This window comes from Rhizobium cauense, from assembly GCF_019511525.1.
Classification (GTDB): domain Bacteria; phylum Pseudomonadota; class Alphaproteobacteria; order Rhizobiales; family Rhizobiaceae; genus Rhizobium; species Rhizobium cauense.
On the sequence record NZ_JAEUAT010000002.1, the window covers coordinates 130612 to 149248 of the forward strand.

Genomic DNA, 18637 nt, shown 5'->3' on the forward strand with positions numbered 1-18637 from the left:
GAGTAATGAAACATCGGTTCCGTATTGTTGTCAATTCGGAATGTTTATTCCATTTTTGATTTTGTCGATTTTGTCGACGTTCGCTTCCGCCGCCGCTCGGCGATCGCAACCGGGAGCGCCATGGTCAGCGCCATCGAGGCGGAGAGCGAGCGGAAACCAGCAAAGTCCGCCTCCGCCACTTCGAACCAGCAGGTCGCACGGGCGGCGAGCGGCGAGAAGGCTGAATCGGTTATGGCAACCACAGGCACGCCCCGATCCGCCAGCGCTTCCGCCTGGCTGAGGCTATCGGCGGCATAGGGAGAGAAGCTTGCGGCAATTGCCGCATCGTTCTTGGTCGCGAATTGCACCATCTCCGGATCGACGCCGTTTGGCGATGCGACGATTTGGTGTCGGATGTTCAGCTTCGAAAAGGCGTAGGTCATATGTGCCGTCAGCGGATAGGAGCGCCGCTTGGCGATCAGGTAGATCGTCTCGGCGGCGGCCAGAATATCGACTGCCTTGGTAAAGGTGTCAGTCTGTACGGTGGCTGCCAGCCGGTTGACCGACTGGCTCGCGGCCGAAATGAAACCGGAAAGCAGATTGGCGTCTTCGTCATCGCCGCTCGCCTGTTCCAATGTCACAAGGCGCTCTTCATAGGTCAGCGTGCGATCGCGTAGGCGCTCGCGAAAGATGCTCTGGAGATCGGAGAACCCGTCGTAACCCAGATGATGGGCAAGGCGCACCAGCGTCGACGGCTGCACATCCGAAGCGGCGGCAATGCTCGCCGTCGTGCCGAAGGCGATCTCGTCGGGATTGCCGAGCGCGAAGGCGGCGACCTGCGCCAAGCGTTTCGGCATGTTGGCCTTGCGCTCGATGATCGTGCTTCGCAGGCTTTCGAAGTCGCGCGGAACGCGTGCAGGCGTCTTACTGTCAGTTTCCATTGGTGCAGTCCAGTGAATGAAATAAACATTCCATACTCGTGACCATAAATGATTTCCCTCCACCCGGCTAATTGTTTTTACTTCGCTAAAATCCAATGAATTTCTACGAAATGGAGCCATTTGCGAGAAAAATGCTGCCGGAGGCAGCAGCTTGTCAAAACGGTCTAAATATTCCAAAAACAGTGGTGTATCTGGAGGAGACAAGATGAAGCCACTCGGAATTGGCCTGATCGGCACCGGCTATATGGGGAAATGTCACGCGTTGGCGTGGAATGCGGTAAAGACGGTCTTCGGTGACGTCGATCGCCCGCGCCTCGTTCACCTGGCCGAGGCAAGTGCGGCGCTGGCTGAGCAGCGTGGTTCCGAGTTCGGCTTTGAAAAGGCAACGGCCGATTGGCGCGCACTCATTGCCGACCCTGAAGTGGATGTGGTGTCCGTAACAACGCCGAATCAATTCCATGCCGACATGGCGATTGCCGCGCTTGAGGCAGGCAAGCATGTCTGGTGTGAAAAACCGATGGCGCCCGCCTATGCCGATGCCGAAAGGATGCTGAAGGCGGCCAAAGCATCCGGCAAAGTCGCCGTCCTCGGCTATAACTATATCCAGAATCCGATCATGCGGCATATCAAGATGCTGATCGACGATGGCGCCATCGGCACCGTCAACCACATTCGCGTGGAGATGGACGAGGACTTCATGGCCGATCCGGACGCCTTCTTCTATTGGAAGAGCGAACTTGCCTCCGGCTACGGTGCCCTGGACGACTTCGCGGTGCATCCGCTGTCGCTGCTCTGGTATCTCTTCGGACATGTCGAAGCCGTCATCGCGGATATGGTAAAGCCTTACGCGGATCGTCCGCTCAAGGAAGGCGGTCGTCGCAGCGTTGAGAATCACGACGCGGCCAATGTGCTCATGCGGCTTGGGGGCGGCATTTCGGCCGTACTGATGGCAAATCGCTCGGCCTGGGGACGGAAAGGGCGGATCGCACTGCAGATTTTCGGTGCGAAGGGTGCCATCGCCTATGATCAGGAGCGAATGAATGAATTCGAGCTTTATCAGGCAGACGGGCGCGGTTCGGAGCAGGGATTCCGCAAGATACTGACCGCACCGGCTCACCAGCCCTACGATCGCTTCATTCCTGCTCCCGGGCATGGGCTAGGCTTCAACGACCTGAAGATTATCGAATGCCGCGAACTCATTCGCGCAATTTCCGGTGAGCCGTCGTCGATCGTGACATTCGAAGACGGTCTTAGGATAGAGAAGTCCGTTCACGCCATGGCACAGTCGTTTCATGAGCGTCGTTGGATTGAGATCGGCTGAGGTCGGTCCGCTTCTGTTGACGGCGCAAGGGGCAGGGGGTACGCCTTGGCCTGAACTCGCGAATGTATGGTGGGAGTGGGATCGTGACGGACAGACTGGTGATTATCGGCGCCGGGCAGGCAGGCTTTGCACTGGCTGCGAAATTGCGCGCACTCAAGGATATGCGTCCGATCACCATCATCGGCGCCGAAGATGTGCTGCCCTACCAACGTCCTCCGCTGACCAAGAAATATCTGCTTGGCGAAATGGCATTCGATCGCCTGCTGTTCCGCCCGGAGCACTGGTATCCCGACAACGATGTCGAGATTCGGCTTGCGACATGGGCCGAGCAGATCAAGCCGGACAGCAAGCAGGTCATGCTGCAGGATGGCTCGATTCTCGACTACGCTACCTTGGTGCTGACCACCGGCGCCACGCCGCGAAATCTGCCTGCGACCATCGGTGGAGATCTCGAAGGCGTTTATGTTGCGCGCGACAAGCGCGATGCAGACCGCCTGGCTGACGAAATGCGCCCGGGCCGCCGCGTCCTTATTATAGGCGGCGGTTACATCGGCCTCGAAGCTGCAGCCGTCGCCCGCCATCGCGGCCTGGAAGTAACGGTGATCGAGATGGCCGATCGAATCCTTCAGCGGGTCGCCGCCAAGGAAACGGCCGACATCATGCGGGTAATTCACGAAATGCATGACGTGGTCATTCGTGAAAAGACCGGCTTGAAGCGGCTCGTGGGCAAGGACGGTCATGTCGTGGGCGCCGAGCTTGCCGACGGATCGGTCATCGACATTGATTTCGCCATCGTGGGAATTGGCGTTGCTCCGAACGACCAGCTTGCCAAGGATGCCGGCATAGAGGTCGGCAACGGCATTATCGTTGATGAATTCGGACGAACGTCCGACCCGTCGATCTTTGCGGCGGGCGATTGCGCGTCGCTTCCTTGGCAGGATGGCCGCATCCGTCTGGAGTCGGTGCAGAACGCCGTCGATCAGGCGGAAGCCGTCGCAGCCGTCATCGCCGGCGGCAACGCGCCTTATGATCCCAAGCCGTGGTTCTGGTCGGACCAGTACGATGTGAAGCTGCAGATTGCCGGCTTCAATTTAGGATACGACGAGACATTGCTTCGCCCAGGTTCGCGCGAAGGCGCACACTCAATCTGGTATTTCAAGGACGGCGCACTTATCGCCGTCGACGCGATCAATGATGCGAAAGCCTATGTGACCGGCAAGAAACTGCTGGAATTGGGAATCAATCCTGACAAGGCGATCCTGGCCAACGCGTCCGCTGATCTCAAGCAGCTGCTGAGCTGAGGCCGCCAGCCGCGGCATCAGGTGAAAAAAGCCGAAAAAGCGCTTGCGTCACCTGGCGAATGACTCTATCAGGCTCCCACCGGAGAGGTGGCCGAGTGGTCGAAGGCGCTCCCCTGCTAAGGGAGTATACCCGAGAGGGTATCGTGGGTTCGAATCCCATCTTCTCCGCCATCATATCATCACATCATTTGTTGTTTGGTCTGACGTGGTCGCTACGCGATCCGCCTGTCGGCAACGTCTACCACCCCAGCGGATAGTGCTGTGCGATTCTCACGTCAGCAGAATCGAACAGAGAATCATCCTTAGTCAGCAAAACTGATTCTGATCCTTTCGACCGCTTCGTCGGCAGCTCTCGTTACAAGCGCATCGCATCTCACCACCACAAATCGTAGGAATCCGGCGAGAAACTGGTTCCAATGTGGCACAATCCACAGAGGCGGAAGGATCCCGAGTGGCGGTAAACACCCGCAAAATCAGCGCTTTCTTAATAAACTATAAAGAAACGGCAGGGGCGCATGCCGCATTTGTGACCTTTCAGCAACAGCGCATGGGGAAGGCTGTCGCAAATACCCGAAACGGGCAAGTTGGTGATTGCGTGACAGTCCCGGTCTTGTATTTTCAACTTCGGAAGCGAGGGCGGTTGATCGTCCGACTTCTTTGAAACATGGGGATGGGGCAGGGAACGCTGCTCAAGTGGCGAAAAACCCAGACCCAATCGAAACTTTGAATTGGAGGTCAATATGAACATCAAGAGCCTTCTTCTCGGCTCCGCTGCTGCTCTCGCAGTAGTTTCCGGTGCTCAGGCTGCTGACGCTATTGTTGCTGCTGAGCCGGAACCGGTTGAATACGTTCGCGTCTGCGACGCTTACGGCACCGGCTACTTCTACATCCCGGGCACGGAAACCTGCCTGAAGATCGAAGGTTACATCCGTTTCCAGGTTGACGTTGGTCCGGATGAAGCTGCTCCTGGCACGTCTGACTGGGATGCGTTCACCCGCGGTCAGGTTCAGTTCACGGCTAAGAGCGACACCGAGTACGGCCCGCTCACCGGCGTGATCGTTTACCAGCTTAACGGCGACAACGGCTCCTCGTTCGACTCGGTTCTGGACTCGGCCTACATCGACGTAGCTGGCTTCCGCGCTGGTCTGTTCTACAGCTGGTGGGATGATGGCCTCTCGGGCGAAACCGACGTTCTGGCAAGCCACTCGACGCTGCATAACTCCGTTCGTTACCAGTACGAGTCTGGCGACTTCTATGCCGGTATCTCGTTCGACGAACTGGAAGACGGCGCCTACAAGCCGGGTGAAGAGCCGAACAACTGGGGCGTTGCCCTCGGTCTCGGCGGCAAGGCTGGTGCCTTCTCTTACCAGGTTATCGGCGGCTATGACACCGACAACGAAGAAGGCGCAATCCGCGCTATGGGTACCGTTGCAATCGGTCCTGGCACGCTCGGCCTCGCAGCCGTCTGGGCATCTGGCGTAAACTCCTACTACGATGACTCCGAGTGGACCATCGCAGCTGAGTACGCCATCCAGGCGACCGACAAGCTGAAGATCACCCCCGGTGTTCAGTACTTCGACAACTACGGCCTGAACGCTGCTGGCGACGACTTCGGCTCCGACGAAAACTGGAAGGCCGGCGTAACGGTCGACTACCAGATCGTCGAGAACTTCTACGCCAAGGCCTCGGTCCAGTGGCAGGAGCGTACGATTGCTGTCGACGACGACGCGGTTACCGGTTACTTCCGTCTGCAGCGTGCATTCTAATCTGATCTGACTTCGGTCAATCAGGGGAGCCCGGCTTTCGAGCCGGGCTTTTTTTGTCAGGACAAGGGTACGACGAAACAAGAAGCAGCCTATTCGGTTGTCACCAGAAACGTTCTGATGGCGTGCAAGGCCGGCTGCAGATGAAGCAGGGGTGCGTGTCCCTGACCGGGTGCCTCCACGGCGGTGATATCAGGGTGCCGTTCGATCATTTCCTCGACCGTCCGGCGCGACAGCAGGTCGGAATGTTGCCCCTTGACAACCAGCATCGGAATCGGCGTCATCCCGGCAAACTGGGTCCAGAGATCGGGTAGCGGCGTGTCGAAGTCGATGGTCTGCAACTGGGCGGCAATCGCCGGGTCGAAGTCGGCGACCGGTATTCCGCCGATCTCCCGGTAGATCGCCACAGCCATCTCCTGCCAGTCGCGATCGCGGAGCGCCGTGAAATAGTGGCTATGGCAGGCCTTGAGGACGGCGACCGCTTGCCGCCAGTCGTGCGGCGGTGCGGCGGTATTGAGATAATCGCGAATGCGCTTCAACCCGCTGGCCTCGATCTTCGGTCCGATGTCGTTGAGGACGATGCCGGCGATCAGCTCCGGCGTGATCTGCGCCAGAAAATGAAGAATCAGTCCGCCTCGCGACGTGCCGATGAAGACAGCCCGATCGATTCCGAAATGCCGGCAGGCCGAGATGATGTCCTGCGCCTCGACGCGGACATTGTAGTTGGCCTTGTTGAGATCCCGGTCGGACAGCCCGCGACCGCGATAGTCGAGAGCGATGACGCGCCTGGGCACCGCCGGATCCCGCGACAAAAGCAGTGCCAGTTGGTGAAAGTCGCGCGAGTTCCGCGTCAGCCCGGGCAGGCAGACGACGGGCACCCCGCTCGTGGTCCCTTGGCCACGATAGTCCCGCGCATAGAGCGTCAGTCCATCGTCCGAACGGTAGGTTGTTGGTTCGAAGCCGCTGTCTCCTGCCTCATCCACGTCGATCGTCCCCGTTGTGCCGGGGACAGATTAATCAGGCGGGGAGGCTTGGCAATCAGGAAGAGCGGCCGCCGGTGAGGTCGCGGACGATGTCGCTCGGCTGCCCGAGCCGCGCCTTGTACACCTCGTAATTCTCCATGACCCGCTGTACGTAATTTCGCGTTTCGGGGAAGGGGATGCGCTCAATCCAATCGACGATGGCGTCAATCGATTGGCCGCGGGGGTCGCCATAGCGTCCGATCCATTCAGGCACCCGCTTGGGCCCGGCATTGTAGGCGATGAACGTCATGATATAGGAGCCGCCGAAGGCGTCGATCTGCTCACCGAGGTAATGTGCGCCGAGCGTCGCGTTGTATCCGGCGTCGGCGGTCAGCTTGTCCTTGGAGTACGCAATGTTGTGGCGTTTGGCGACGGCCTTGGCCGTTCCCGGCAAGATCTGCAGCAATCCACGCGCATCCGCGACCGAAATCGCAGCCGGATTGAAAGCACTCTCCTGTCTCGCAATCGCGTAGGCAAGCGCCTTGCCGGAGCCGGAGATGTTGGCGTTGGTCGGAATGACGCCAAGGGGAAATGCCAAAGCAGCGACATCGATCCCGCGCGAATAGGCGATCTTGCCAACCTGCAGCGACAGATGATGGTCGCCTGAACGCTCGGCCTGTGTGCTCAAAACGGCAAGCTCGCCCGGGTTTTGCAGTTGTTCGGCGAGCGCAAGGTATAGGCCCTTCGCCCGCCACCCGTGACCAGCTGCATCGAGACGGGCGATGGCCTGCACCGCCTCACGCGACTGATAGCGCTGGCGGTCTGCCTGAGACGGCGAGGGGTAGGCAACGTTCAATGTCTTGCGGCCGAGCTTGTCGCTGGCAAGCTGTCCGTAGAACGTTGTTGGGTAGCTGGCTGCCTTGGCGTAAAATTCGGAGGCTTTTCCAGGTCCACCAGCCTCTGCAGACCGGCCCATCCAGTACCAGGCGCGCGAGACGGAAATCGGCCCATTGGAAAAATCAAGGATCTTGCGGAAATGCGCCTGCGCCGCTGAGGGATCCTGCAGACCGCGCAATGCATACCAACCCGCGTGAAACTCGGCCTCGACGATGTCGGTCGGTGTCGTTGCGGTATAATTGGCAACGATTCTGTAAGCCGCCTTGAACTCCCCTTGGTCAACAAGCCCTCGGCTGATGATCCGTTGCTCGTTCCACCATTCGCCGGCATTGACCAATTGATCCCGATCACGAGGCGCCTGCTGGAGAAGCTTGGCGGCCTCGGCGTATTTTTCCTGTTTGCGCAGGTATTCGATACGGGCAAAGAGATAACCGGCGTCGCCCTTCCACTTGCTGTCGACGGCAGCAAGAAGCGCGCCGGCGTTGGCCGCCTTGTCGATCACCGCCGTCCATGCCTTGTAGAGCGATTGCGCTTGTCCCATGTCCCCGAAGCGCTTGGCCTGCGCCGCGCGGTTGCGATACATCAGGTAGTCCATCCGCGCCTTGTGGTCGGCGGGCGTCAGAAGACCGGAAAATTCGGCAAGCAGCTTATCCTCGGTCGGCTTGTCCAGCGTTTCGCCGCGCCAGACCTTGCGAATGTATTTCGCAGCCTGGCTCTGCTTGCCGGTCGCAACAAGCGCGCGAGAGAGAATCATCGCACCGGAAGTGGTCTCCGGTGCCGTCTGCCCGAAGGCCGCTAGGACCGAGGCCGAGCCGGGATTTTCATCGTAAAGGGCGCGTTCGGAATAGGAGCGGAGCTTCGCAAGTCCCGGCCATCCCTGCAGCTCCTGAGCGGCGGCCGCGATTTCAACAGAGGGAATGCCCTTCTGCCCGGAGACGGCAATCGCCCACGTCAGAATATGGCGGTCAAGCGTCCCGCGTCCCATGCGATCGCGAACGGAAAGTGCCTGCAGGGGATCGTTGTCCGATAGGGCATCCAGACCGGCTTTCAGGTCGCTATTGACGGGTGCAATTGCCTGGCTGCGTGGGATCGATCCGGTGATGATCGATTCCGGCATCGACGTCTGAGGAACGAAGCCGATGGGTTTGACATCTGGAACGGGGGCATTTTCAGCTGGAAGCGGAGACGCGACACTGCTCCACGCGGCAGCTGTAAGGCCGAGGGCGGACAGGATCAGGACTGCTCTCTTCATGGGACACTCACAATGAAAACACGCCCGATCATTTGGCGGGAGCCATCTTAACGAAAGCTTACCGAACTCGGTAAACTTCGTTCACATTTGCTATCGGAATTTGCCCTAAACCGATCCATGCGCGCTTGTCGCGGCGATTTCACCGCACTATGGTGCCCCACCAATATTCAAGGAATGCGGCCGAAGCGTGAATTTGGCCATGAGGAGTTCTGCATGTTCCAGGGATCCATTCCCGCTCTCGTCACTCCCTTCACGGATGCCGGCCTGGTCGATGAGACGTCGTTCGCGGCTCATGTCGACTGGCAGATCAAGGAAGGCAGCCGTGGTCTCGTCCCGGTCGGCACAACAGGCGAATCGCCGACGCTGTCGCATGCCGAGCACAAGCGGGTGGTGGAACTCTGTATCGAAGCGGCGGCAAAGCGTGTCCCCGTCATGGCCGGGGCCGGCTCGAACAACACGCGTGAAGCGATTGAACTTGCCCAACATGCGGAGAAGGCCGGAGCGGACGCGATCCTCGTGGTTACGCCCTACTACAACAAGCCGACGCAGAAGGGACTGATCGCTCATTATTCGGCCATTGCCGAAGCCGTGAAGCTGCCGATCTACATCTACAACATTCCGGGTCGCTCGGTGATCGACATGACGCCTGAGACGATGGGCGCGCTTGCAAAGGCGCACTCCAACATCGTCGGCGTCAAGGATGCGACCGGCAAGATCGAGCGCGTGTCCGAGCAGCGCCTGACTTGCGGCAAGGAATTCAAGCAGTTATCCGGCGAAGATGCGACAGCGCTCGGTTTCAACGCCCATGGCGGCGTTGGCTGCATTTCGGTGACGGCCAACGTGGCACCGCGCCTCTGTGCGGAGTTCCAGGCGGCGACGCTGGCCGGCGACTACGCCAAGGCGCTCGAATATCAGGATCGTCTGATGCCGCTGCACAGGGCGATCTTCATGGAGCCTGGCCTCTGCGGCGCGAAATATGGACTGTCGAAGCTCGGGCGGATGGGCCGAACCGTGCGTTCGCCGTTGATTTCGACGCTCGAACCGTCAACGGAAGCAGCGATCGACGCCGCCATGCGTCATGCGGGCCTGCTGAACTGACGAGACTGTCGGTCAGCCTTCACAGGTGGCCCATGTTGCCTTACATAGAGGGCAAGTGAGAAGGGCGCGGTAGTCGCGCCCGTTAGCAGTTGGAATGTGTCATGGCCCCCAAAGGCAGCGAGCGTGTGGTCAAGAAGATTGTGGCGGAGAACCGCAAGGCGCGCTTCAACTACGAAATCATCGATACCTACGAAGCGGGCCTCGTGCTGAAGGGCACCGAGGTCAAGTCGCTGCGCGAGGGAAAGGCCAATATCGCGGAATCCTATGCCTCCGATGAGGATGGCGAGATCTGGCTGATCAATTCCTATCTGCCGGAATACCTGCAGGCGAACCGCTTCAACCATGAGCCTCGCCGCCGCCGCAAGCTCCTCCTGTCCGGTCGCGAGATCAACCGTCTGCGGGCGGGGATCAATCGTGAAGGCATGACCCTGATACCGTTGAAGATCTACTTCAACGATCGCGGCCGTGCGAAGATGGAACTGGCGCTCGCCAAGGGCAAGAAGCTGCATGACAAGCGCGAATCCGAGAAGGAACGCGATTGGAACCGGCAGAAGAGCCGTCTTCTCAAAGATAACGGCTAGCGATCCGGGCCGGTACTCCCCGCCCGGAACGCAGCGCTGTGACTTCCAGGATTAAGTTTCGAAATCGGTTGGCGTTGTCGCGGCTTCGGCCGGCCGTTGTGGCCGCTCGGAAGGATCTCGGCCGATTTCACTCTTCAATGACAGAAGATCGATGAAGTGATCGGCCTGGCGGCGCAGGTCGTCGGCAATCATCGGTGGTTGTGTTGCCATCGTCGAGATGACCGAAACCTTTCGACCCTTGCGCTGCAGTGCCTCGACGAGCGTCGTAAAGTCTCCGTCACCAGAGAAAATAACGAGATGATCGACGGTTTCCGACTGCTCCATGGCGTCGATTGCGAGCTCGATGTCCATGTTGCCTTTGATCTTCCGGCGTCCCATGGAATCCGTGAATTCCTTGGCCGGTTTGGTCACGACCTTGTAGCCGTTGTAGTCGAGCCAATCGATGAGCGGGCGGATGGAGGAGTATTCCTGATCCTCGATGAGGGCCGTATAGTAGTAGGCACGCAGAAGATACCCGCGCTTCTGGAATGCCTTTAGCAGCTTGCGGTAGTCAATATCGAAGCCAAGGCTTTTCGACGCAGCGTAGAGATTGGCGCCATCGATAAAAAGAGCAATTTTTTCGCGTGGATCAAACATCCCGTACCAATCCAATGTGATCAATCTTAGTGCTTCCGTCAAAAACCCACAAAAACAATGGGTTATGCGAACGCCTGGAACAATTCTTACTTTATGAACTATTCATATAAGAAAGATTTAGGGCACGATTCGGGATATTCCAAGCAACTTTGGGTGGAAACCAGCTTTCGGCTTGCAAATTTCGACACTTCGCCATTTGGGACCGCCCGCAATGAAAACTTGAATTTGCCCGGTTTTAATTGTATCGGGCGTGTTAATCCCGAGATCCGAGCGTAAAGGACAGGCAATGGCCCGTGTCACAGTAGAAGACTGCATTGATAAAGTTGAGAACCGCTTCGAGCTGGTTCTGCTTGCCAGCCACCGTGCCCGGCTGATTTCCCAGGGTGCCTCGATCACGATCGATCGCGACAACGACAAGAACCCGGTTGTGGCTCTTCGCGAAATCGCGGATGAGACGCTGTCGCCGGATGATCTCAAGGAAGATCTCATTCATTCGCTGCAGAAGCATGTCGAAGTCGACGAGCCCGAGCCCGATCCGGCCAGCCTCATCGCAGCCGGCGGCGTTGCTACGGCCGACAGCGAAGAGCAGGAAGATCTGCCGGAAACGATCACCTTCGACCAGATGTCGGAAGAAGAGCTTCTGGCTGGTATCGAGGGCCTCGTACCGCCGGAAAAGAGCGACGATTACTAATCGTCAACCTTGCGCCATTATTGCTTCGGCATATTATCGCATATCATGTGCGCCAATCCGTGATTGGCGCGCTTTTCTTTTGTAATGGAGTGGTTTCGGGATGATGCGGCAGTACGAGCTCGTGGAGCGGGTTCAGAAATACAAGCCCGATGCCAACGAAGCCCTGCTGAACAAAGCCTATGTCTATGCGATGCAGAAGCATGGACAGCAGAAGCGTGCAAGCGGCGATCCCTACATCTCGCATCCGCTGGAAGTTGCCGCCATTCTCACCGACATGCACCTCGACGAGTCGACGATCGCGGTTGCGTTGCTTCACGACACCATTGAAGACACAACGGCGACCCGCGCCGAGATCGATGAGCTCTTCGGCGAGGACATAGGTCGGCTGGTTGAAGGACTGACGAAGATCAAGAAGCTTGATCTCGTCACCAAGAAGGCCAAGCAGGCTGAAAACCTGCGCAAGCTGTTGCTCGCTATCTCGGACGACGTGCGTGTTCTATTGGTCAAGCTCGCCGACCGCCTGCACAACATGCGCACGCTCGATCACATGTCGCCGGAAAAGCGCGCGCGCATTTCCGAGGAGACCATGGATATCTATGCGCCGCTGGCCGGCCGCATGGGTATGCAGGATATGCGCGAGGAGCTGGAAGACCTTTCCTTCCGCCACATCAATCCCGAAGCCTACGAAACCGTCACCGGGCGACTCGAGGAACTTTCCAAGCGCAATGAAGGTCTGGTCAAGAAGATCGAGACCGAGCTGGGCGATCTGCTCGTCGCGAGCGGGTTGGCCGGCGCCATCGTCAAGGGGCGGCAGAAGAAGCCTTACTCCGTCTTCCGCAAGATGCAGTCGAAGTCGCTCTCCTTCGAGCAGCTCTCGGACGTCTACGGTTTCCGCATCATCGTCGATGATATTCCGGCCTGCTATCGGGCCCTCGGCATCGTGCATACCCGCTGGCGCGTGGTCCCCGGACGCTTCAAGGACTACATCTCGACGCCGAAACAGAACGACTACCGCTCGCTGCATACCACGATCGTCGGTCCGTCCAGCCAGCGTATCGAACTGCAGATCCGCACCAAGCGCATGCACGAGATCGCCGAATTCGGTATCGCGGCGCACACGCTCTACAAGGACGGTGCCTCGACGTCGGACAACGATATCCTTTCGCGGGAATCCAACGCCTATTCCTGGCTTCGCCACACGATCGAGGCGCTCGCGGAAGGGGATAGCCCTGAGGAATTCCTGGAGCATACGAAGCTTGAACTCTTCCAGGACCAGGTCTTCTGCTTCACGCCGAAGGGCAAGCTGATCGCGCTTCCGCGTGGCGCAACGCCGATCGACTTCGCCTATGCCGTTCACACCAATATCGGCGACACGACCGTCGGCGCAAAAATCAACGGTCGCATCATGCCGCTCGTGACCCGATTGGCGAATGGCGACGAAGTGGAGATCATCCGTTCCGGCGTGCAGGTGCCGCCTGCCGCCTGGGAGGAGATTGTCGTGACAGGAAAGGCGAGGGCGGCGATCCGCCGTGCTACCCGGCTCGCCATTCGGAAGCAGTATGCTGGTCTCGGGCACCGTATTCTCGAGCGGACCTTCGACCGCGCCGGCAAAATCTTCTCGCGAGAGGCGATGAAGCCTGCGCTCCATCGCCTCGGGCAGAAGGATGTCGAGGACGCGATCGCGGCAGTCGGTCGTGGCGAAATGTCTTCGCTCGACGTGCTGCGCGCCGTCTATCCGGATCATTTGGAAGAGCGTGTTACGGCGAAGCCGAGCGGGGACGACGGCTGGTTCAATGTTCGCAGCGCCTCCGGCATGATCTTCAAGATTCCGGGTAAGCCGAAGTCAAGCATCGATGGTTCGGATCTGAAGACTGGCTTCGATATGGATACAATGCCGATCCGTGGCATATCGAGCAGCGTCGATGTCCAGTTTGCGCCAACGGGTGCTGTGCCGGGCGATCGCATCGTTGGGATCATGAATGCGACGGAAAAGGGCAGCGGCATCACGATATACCCGATCCAGTCGCCGACGCTGCAGCGCTTCGACGATCAGCCGGATCGCTGGATCGATGTTCGCTGGGATCTGGACGAGGCCAACAAGTCCCGTTTCATGGCGCGCATCATGGTGAACGCGCTGAACGAGCCAGGCACTCTCGCGAAGCTCGCTCAGACGGTCGCGGGCGTCGACGTAAATATCCGGGTGTTCAATACCGTGCGCGTCGCGACTGACTTCACCGAAATGACGCTTGACGTCGAGGTGTGGGACCTCAGGCAATTGAATCAGCTGCTGGCTCAATTGAAGGATCTGGAGTGCGTTGCAACGGTTCGTCGGCTCTACGAGTAGACCGTTGGAACTCGGCACTAGGTCAGCTGCACATTTTATGATCGTTTTGTGTCGCAAGTCGCACGGATATAAGGCTGAGTATGCACTCAGCGCATGGCTGCGCTTATGTTAGAGCGTTGGTAATTGTGGCTGTGAGCGCTTATCTTCAGGTCATCAGAAAATGAACAGAAGATGAGGCAAGGAAATGTTTACACCGATCAAGAAGATCGCCCGCGCATTGCGCGCTCCGACCGCTGAAGAACGCGAAATCGCTTACCTGAACGGTTCGTTCGACCGTATCGATCTTGAATATCGCCAGCGTCAGGTTGATCGCGGTCTGTTCCGCGCCCGCTAATATCGGGTTTATACTTCGAGAATGAAAGGGGCGTCTTGCATATCGCCCCTTGGTGAGTGCTCAGTCTGCGGCAACCAAATAACGACTGAGATACTTTGACGCTCTTGTCACGCTGGTGCGGGTTGCACTACATACGCGCCATGTTGTTCCGACGTCGAAAACCTGCTGGATTTCGTGAAAAGGTGCGTGAGTTGCTGTGGCCCCGCAAGGGGTTCGTGCGGCCGTTCCGCTATCTGGCGATGCGTGTCTTGCGCTTGACAGCGTCCCCGCACGCGGTGGCCATGGGTGTCGCCGCAGGGATTTTCGTATCTTGGACGCCCTTTATTGGCGTTCATTTCGTGATGGCCTTCGTGCTCAGCTATCTCTTCTCCGGCAATATGGTCGCCGCCGCGCTTGGTTGCGCGGCCTTCGGGAATCCATTGACCTATCCGTTCATCTGGGGTGCGACCTGGGAGATCGGACACTTGCTATTGGCGCGTGAGGACACGATGCAGGGGCATTCGATCGATCTTGGTGCCCTGTTCCATGAGCTGCACTTTGCGGAGCTTTGGCGCCCCGTCGTTGAGCCAATGCTGATTGGCTCCATCCCGCCGGCTCTGTTGACCTCGGCCATCGTCTATTTCGGAACTTTCTACGCCGTGAAGGGCTTTCAGACGCGCCGTCGCGAGCGCCTGATGGAGCGTTCCCGCGTGCGGCTGTTACATCCAGCGCAGGAAACGGTATGATAATAGGTATCGGCAGCGACCTCATTGATATCAGGCGCGTCGAGAAGTCTCTCGAGCGATTTGGGGAGCGCTTTACGCAGCGCTGCTTCACAGAGGTCGAGCGGGCAAAGTCGGATCGGCGCGCCAATCGTGCAGCTTCGTATGCCAAGCGTTTCGCGGCAAAGGAGGCTTGCTCCAAGGCGCTGGGAACGGGAATGGCGCAGGGCGTATTCTGGCGAGATCTCGGTGTGGTCAACCTGCCGAGCGGCAAGCCCACGATGAAGTTGACCGGTGGGGCGGGCGAGATGTTGCGGTCGCTACTGCCGGCTGGTCACAAGGCCGCCATTCATTTGACGATAACGGATGATTATCCGTTGGCACAGGCTTTTGTGATCATCGAGGCCCTGCCGGAAACTGCCTGACTAGCGACGTAGAGTCGCTTTTAATGTTGGCGCCATTGCCGCAATCGGCCGAAGCCGCTAGAGAGAAGCAAACAAGAGTTGCACCCTTGGCGGTGCATTGAAGGAATAAGACTGCGTGTCCGAAAAAGTCGAAACCAAGCCGAACGCCCTCTGGGAGAACATCAAGGTCATCGCCCAGGCGCTGATCTTGGCAATGGTTATCCGAACGGTGTTCTTTCAGCCGTTCACCATTCCGTCCGGCTCCATGATGCCGACCCTGCTGGTTGGCGACTACATCTTCGTCAACAAGTTTGCCTACGGCTATTCGAAGTACTCGCTGCCTTTCTCGCCGAACCTCTTCAGCGGACGCATTTTTGCAAGCGAGCCGAAGCGCGGCGATATCGTTGTCTTCCGCTTCCCGCCAAATCCTGATGTCGATTACATCAAGCGTCTGGTCGGTCTTCCCGGTGACCGCATTCAGGTTACCGACGGCGTCCTCTACATCAACGGCAAGGCGGTTCCGAAGGTGCCGGATGGCACGTTCAATTCCGACTATGCGCAGGATCCCGGCCAGGATGTGCCCGTCTTCCGCGAAACCCTGGATGACGGCGTCACCTATGACACGCTGGACCAGTCGCCGGTTTCCCGTGGTGACAACACGCGCGAGTTCATCGTTCCTGAAGGACACTACTTCATGATGGGCGACAATCGCGACAACTCGCTAGACAGCCGGTTCGATGTCGGCTTCGTGCCGGCCGAGAACCTGGTTGGCCGTGCCAGCGTCATCTTCTTCTCGCTCGGCAACGACACCTCGTTCCGCGAGATCTGGAAGTGGCCGGCGAACATGCGTTGGGATCGTCTCTTCAAGGGCGTTGAATGAGCAAGGCACTGACGCTCTCTGCGGCGGATCGAGCAAGGCTTGAGGCCCTGATCGGCCACCAATTCGCCGAGAAGGAGCGCCTGGACCGGGCATTGACGCATGCGAGTGCCCGCACGCAAAAGGGCGGCAATTACGAGCGGCTGGAGTTTCTGGGCGACCGGGTGCTTGGCCTCTGTGTCGCGGAACTGCTGTTTCGCACCTTCGGCGCGGCCACCGAGGGTGAGCTCTCGGTGCGCCTCAATCAGCTCGTCAGCGCAGACACCTGTGCGGAAGTCGCCGATGAGCTCGGTTTGCACCTTTTCATTCGTACCGGGGCAGACGTGAAGAAGCTGACCGGCAAACGCATGATGAATGTGCGCGCCGATGTGGTTGAAAGCCTCATCGCGGCGATCTATCTCGACGGTGGTCTGGAGGTCGCCCGGCGTTTCATCCTGAAGTTCTGGGAGAAGCGGGCTGCACGGGCCGATGGCGCCCGGCGCGATGCCAAGACCGAATTGCAGGAATGGTCGCACGCCAAATTCGGCGTCACACCGATCTACCGGGTTGAAGAACGCACCGGACCGGATCATGATCCGCGCTTCACGGTGACTGTTGAGGTCGCCGGGGTTCAGCCGGAAACAGGCATTGAGCGCTCCAAGCGTGCGGCAGAGCAGGTTGCAGCCTCGAAAATGCTGGAACGCGAAGGCATTTGGCAGAAATCCTCTGCCGGAAACTGACGGGATAGATGACAGAAGAACACGATATGGCGGATGACGCCGCTGAAACCGCGGGCGCGACACGATCAGGGTTCGTTGCCCTGATCGGGCCGACAAATGCCGGCAAGTCGACGCTGGTCAATCGCCTGGTGGGCGCAAAGGTGTCTATCGTCAGCCACAAGGTCCAGACGACGCGCGCGATCGTGCGTGGCATTGCGATCCATGACAATGCGCAGATCGTGTTCATGGATACGCCTGGTATTTTCAAACCGCGCCGGCGGCTTGACCGCGCCATGGTTACGTCGGCCTGGGGCGGCGCCAAGGATGCCGACCTGATCATGCTGCTGATCGATAGCGAGCGCGGCTTGCGCGGTGACGCCGAAGCCATTCTTGAGGGCCTCAAGGACGTTCACCAGCCAAAGATCCTCGTCTTGAACAAGATCGACCGGGTCAAGCGCGAGGACCTGCTGGCCCTTGCCGCGGCCGCAAACGAGAAGATTGCTTTCGACCAGACCTTCATGATCTCGGCCGAGAATGGCTCCGGCTGTGACGATCTCATGAACTATCTCGCAAAGACGCTGCCGGAAGGCCCGTGGTACTACCCGGAAGACCAGATTTCCGATCTGCCGATGCGGCAGCTTGCGGCCGAGATTACCCGCGAGAAGCTGTTCTTGCGTCTGCATCAGGAACTCCCCTATTCGTCGCATGTCGAAACGGAAAAGTGGGAAGAACGCAAGGACGGGTCGGTTCGGATCGAGCAGGTGATCTACGTCGAGCGTGACAGCCAGAAGAAGATCGCTCTCGGCAAGGGCGGCGAAACGATCAAGGCGATCTCATCCGCATCGCGGCGGGAGCTTTCTGAGATCCTCGAACAGCCGGTTCATCTTTTCCTGTTCGTGAAGGTGCGCGAGAACTGGGGCGACGATCCCGAACGGTTCCGCGAGATGGGTTTGGACTTCCCGCACTAGAGATGGCCTCTACGCCATTGTTTTTGCGATAAAAAATCAGATATGAATGGAACAACCGCGATGTTCGCGTGTTCTTGTGCGAAAGCGTTGCCGATCCCGGGGCGCTTCCTCCGAGCACACGGACCTTCATGGCGACCGCGCGTCCTACCCACTCGTTCAAAACGCCTTGTGAACGCTGTCCGTTGCGTACGAACCCGTCGTTCAGGGAGTTCAGCAGCGATGAGCTTGATTTTGTTTCGAAATTCAAAAGGGGCGAACTCGCGGTGGATGCCGGCGCCACGATACTGGTGGAGGGCGCTCACAGCGCGCATCTATTTACCGTCCTCTCCGGTTGGGGCTTCCGTTACAAGACGCTGGAAGACGGGCGCCGGCAGATCCTGAACTACGTGATGCCGGGGGATCTGATCGGACTCCAGGGAACGATCATGGGCGAGATGCAGCATTCCGTCGAAGCCTTGTCGCCTGTGTCCCTTTGCGTTTTCGAGCGCGACAAGCTGATGGGTCTCTACAACAAACACCCGTCATTGGCTTTCGATATCACCTGGATTGCAGCTCAGGAGGAACGAATGCTCGACGAACATCTGTTGAGCATCGGCCGTCGGACGGCGCTCGAGCGCGCGGCCTACCTCATCGCCTTTCTGTTTGAGCGTGGGAAACGGCTGAAGCTGTTCACCGGCGAGGCGTCGATCCCGATCACGCAGCAGCATGTGGCGGATACGCTGGGACTTTCAATTGTTCATACGAACAAGACCTTGAAAAAGCTCTCTAACCGCAATCTGATCCGTTGGCAGGAGCGTGCTTGCGAACTGCTTGATGGTGAAGAATTGATGGCTATTGCCGGTTGGGAAGGACTTGGGGAAAAAGTCCGCCCGTTTATTTGATCCGCTTG

18 protein-coding genes and 1 tRNA gene are annotated in these 18637 nt (G+C 58.6%); 15 read left to right on the forward strand and 4 right to left on the reverse strand.

Annotated elements, in window-relative coordinates:
• Window positions 1-44: 44 nt before the first annotated feature.
• Window positions 45-920, reverse strand: coding sequence for a MurR/RpiR family transcriptional regulator (locus JNB88_RS03755; protein WP_220354361.1), 876 nt, complete (start codon window positions 918-920; stop codon window positions 45-47).
• 205 nt (window positions 921-1125) lie between these two features.
• On the opposite strand from JNB88_RS03755, the gene JNB88_RS03760 reads away from it, so the two are divergent.
• From JNB88_RS03760 to JNB88_RS03775, 4 genes are all read left to right on the forward strand, one after another.
• Entirely contained in the window at window positions 1126-2241 is a 1116-nt protein-coding gene (locus tag JNB88_RS03760; protein ID WP_220354362.1) for a Gfo/Idh/MocA family protein, read from the forward strand.
• Between the two features lie 83 nt (window positions 2242-2324).
• Entirely contained in the window at window positions 2325-3542 is a 1218-nt protein-coding gene (locus JNB88_RS03765) for an NAD(P)/FAD-dependent oxidoreductase (RefSeq protein WP_220354363.1), read from the forward strand.
• Between the two features lie 81 nt (window positions 3543-3623).
• Window positions 3624-3713: transfer RNA gene (locus tag JNB88_RS03770), tRNA-Ser, on the forward strand.
• A gap of 569 nt (window positions 3714-4282) precedes the next feature.
• Complete coding sequence (locus tag JNB88_RS03775) at window positions 4283-5308, forward strand: porin (protein ID WP_220354364.1); 1026 nt, start codon at window positions 4283-4285, stop codon at window positions 5306-5308.
• Between the two features lie 89 nt (window positions 5309-5397).
• Here JNB88_RS03775 and JNB88_RS03780 read toward each other — a convergent pair whose 3' ends face one another.
• Together JNB88_RS03780 and JNB88_RS03785 are read right to left on the reverse strand one after the other, a co-directional pair.
• Entirely contained in the window at window positions 5398-6288 is an 891-nt protein-coding gene (locus JNB88_RS03780) for an alpha/beta fold hydrolase (protein WP_220354365.1), read from the reverse strand.
• Window positions 6289-6343: 55 nt separating this feature from the next.
• Window positions 6344-8416: a lytic transglycosylase domain-containing protein gene (locus JNB88_RS03785; RefSeq protein WP_220354366.1), complete on the reverse strand. Its 2073-nt coding sequence runs from the start codon at window positions 8414-8416 to the stop codon at window positions 6344-6346.
• Between the two features lie 213 nt (window positions 8417-8629).
• On the opposite strand from JNB88_RS03785, the gene dapA reads away from it, so the two are divergent.
• Window positions 8630-9514, forward strand: coding sequence for a 4-hydroxy-tetrahydrodipicolinate synthase (dapA, locus tag JNB88_RS03790; RefSeq protein ID WP_037134523.1), 885 nt, complete (start codon window positions 8630-8632; stop codon window positions 9512-9514).
• A gap of 101 nt (window positions 9515-9615) precedes the next feature.
• The gene (gene smpB / locus JNB88_RS03795) at window positions 9616-10095 is read left to right on the forward strand and encodes an SsrA-binding protein SmpB (RefSeq protein ID WP_025659866.1); all 480 of its coding nucleotides are present in this window, start codon (window positions 9616-9618) and stop codon (window positions 10093-10095) included.
• A 51-nt stretch (window positions 10096-10146) separates the two neighbouring features.
• On the opposite strand, the gene JNB88_RS03800 is transcribed toward smpB, so the two are convergent.
• The gene (locus tag JNB88_RS03800) at window positions 10147-10731 is read right to left on the reverse strand and encodes a LabA-like NYN domain-containing protein (protein ID WP_037134524.1); all 585 of its coding nucleotides are present in this window, start codon (window positions 10729-10731) and stop codon (window positions 10147-10149) included.
• Window positions 10732-11017: 286 nt separating this feature from the next.
• On the opposite strand from JNB88_RS03800, the gene rpoZ reads away from it, so the two are divergent.
• The 9 genes from rpoZ to JNB88_RS03845 all read left to right on the forward strand — a co-directional run bounded on the left by rpoZ (window position 11018) and on the right by JNB88_RS03845 (window position 18629).
• The gene (rpoZ, locus tag JNB88_RS03805) at window positions 11018-11422 is read left to right on the forward strand and encodes a DNA-directed RNA polymerase subunit omega (protein WP_220354367.1); all 405 of its coding nucleotides are present in this window, start codon (window positions 11018-11020) and stop codon (window positions 11420-11422) included.
• 100 nt (window positions 11423-11522) lie between these two features.
• Entirely contained in the window at window positions 11523-13766 is a 2244-nt protein-coding gene (locus tag JNB88_RS03810; protein WP_220354368.1) for a RelA/SpoT family protein, read from the forward strand.
• Between the two features lie 184 nt (window positions 13767-13950).
• Entirely contained in the window at window positions 13951-14100 is a 150-nt protein-coding gene (locus tag JNB88_RS03815) for a DUF3563 family protein (RefSeq protein WP_081930954.1), read from the forward strand.
• 140 nt (window positions 14101-14240) lie between these two features.
• Window positions 14241-14825, forward strand: coding sequence for a DUF2062 domain-containing protein (locus JNB88_RS03820; RefSeq protein ID WP_220354685.1), 585 nt, complete (start codon window positions 14241-14243; stop codon window positions 14823-14825).
• Entirely contained in the window at window positions 14822-15226 is a 405-nt protein-coding gene (gene acpS, locus JNB88_RS03825; protein WP_220354369.1) for a holo-ACP synthase, read from the forward strand. The genes JNB88_RS03820 and acpS overlap by 4 nt, the downstream gene beginning before the upstream one ends.
• A 115-nt stretch (window positions 15227-15341) precedes the next feature.
• A complete protein-coding gene (gene lepB / locus JNB88_RS03830; RefSeq protein WP_037134529.1) occupies window positions 15342-16085 on the forward strand; it encodes a signal peptidase I in 744 nt (247 codons plus the stop codon).
• The gene (gene rnc, locus JNB88_RS03835; RefSeq protein WP_037134530.1) at window positions 16082-16801 is read left to right on the forward strand and encodes a ribonuclease III; all 720 of its coding nucleotides are present in this window, start codon (window positions 16082-16084) and stop codon (window positions 16799-16801) included. Before lepB ends, rnc begins: the two co-directional genes overlap by 4 nt.
• A gap of 8 nt (window positions 16802-16809) precedes the next feature.
• Complete coding sequence (gene era / locus JNB88_RS03840) at window positions 16810-17748, forward strand: GTPase Era (protein ID WP_220354370.1); 939 nt, start codon at window positions 16810-16812, stop codon at window positions 17746-17748.
• A gap of 128 nt (window positions 17749-17876) precedes the next feature.
• Window positions 17877-18629, forward strand: a complete 753-nt coding sequence (locus tag JNB88_RS03845; protein ID WP_220354371.1) for a Crp/Fnr family transcriptional regulator — start codon at window positions 17877-17879, stop codon at window positions 18627-18629.
• The last annotated feature ends 8 nt before the right edge of the window (window positions 18630-18637 follow it).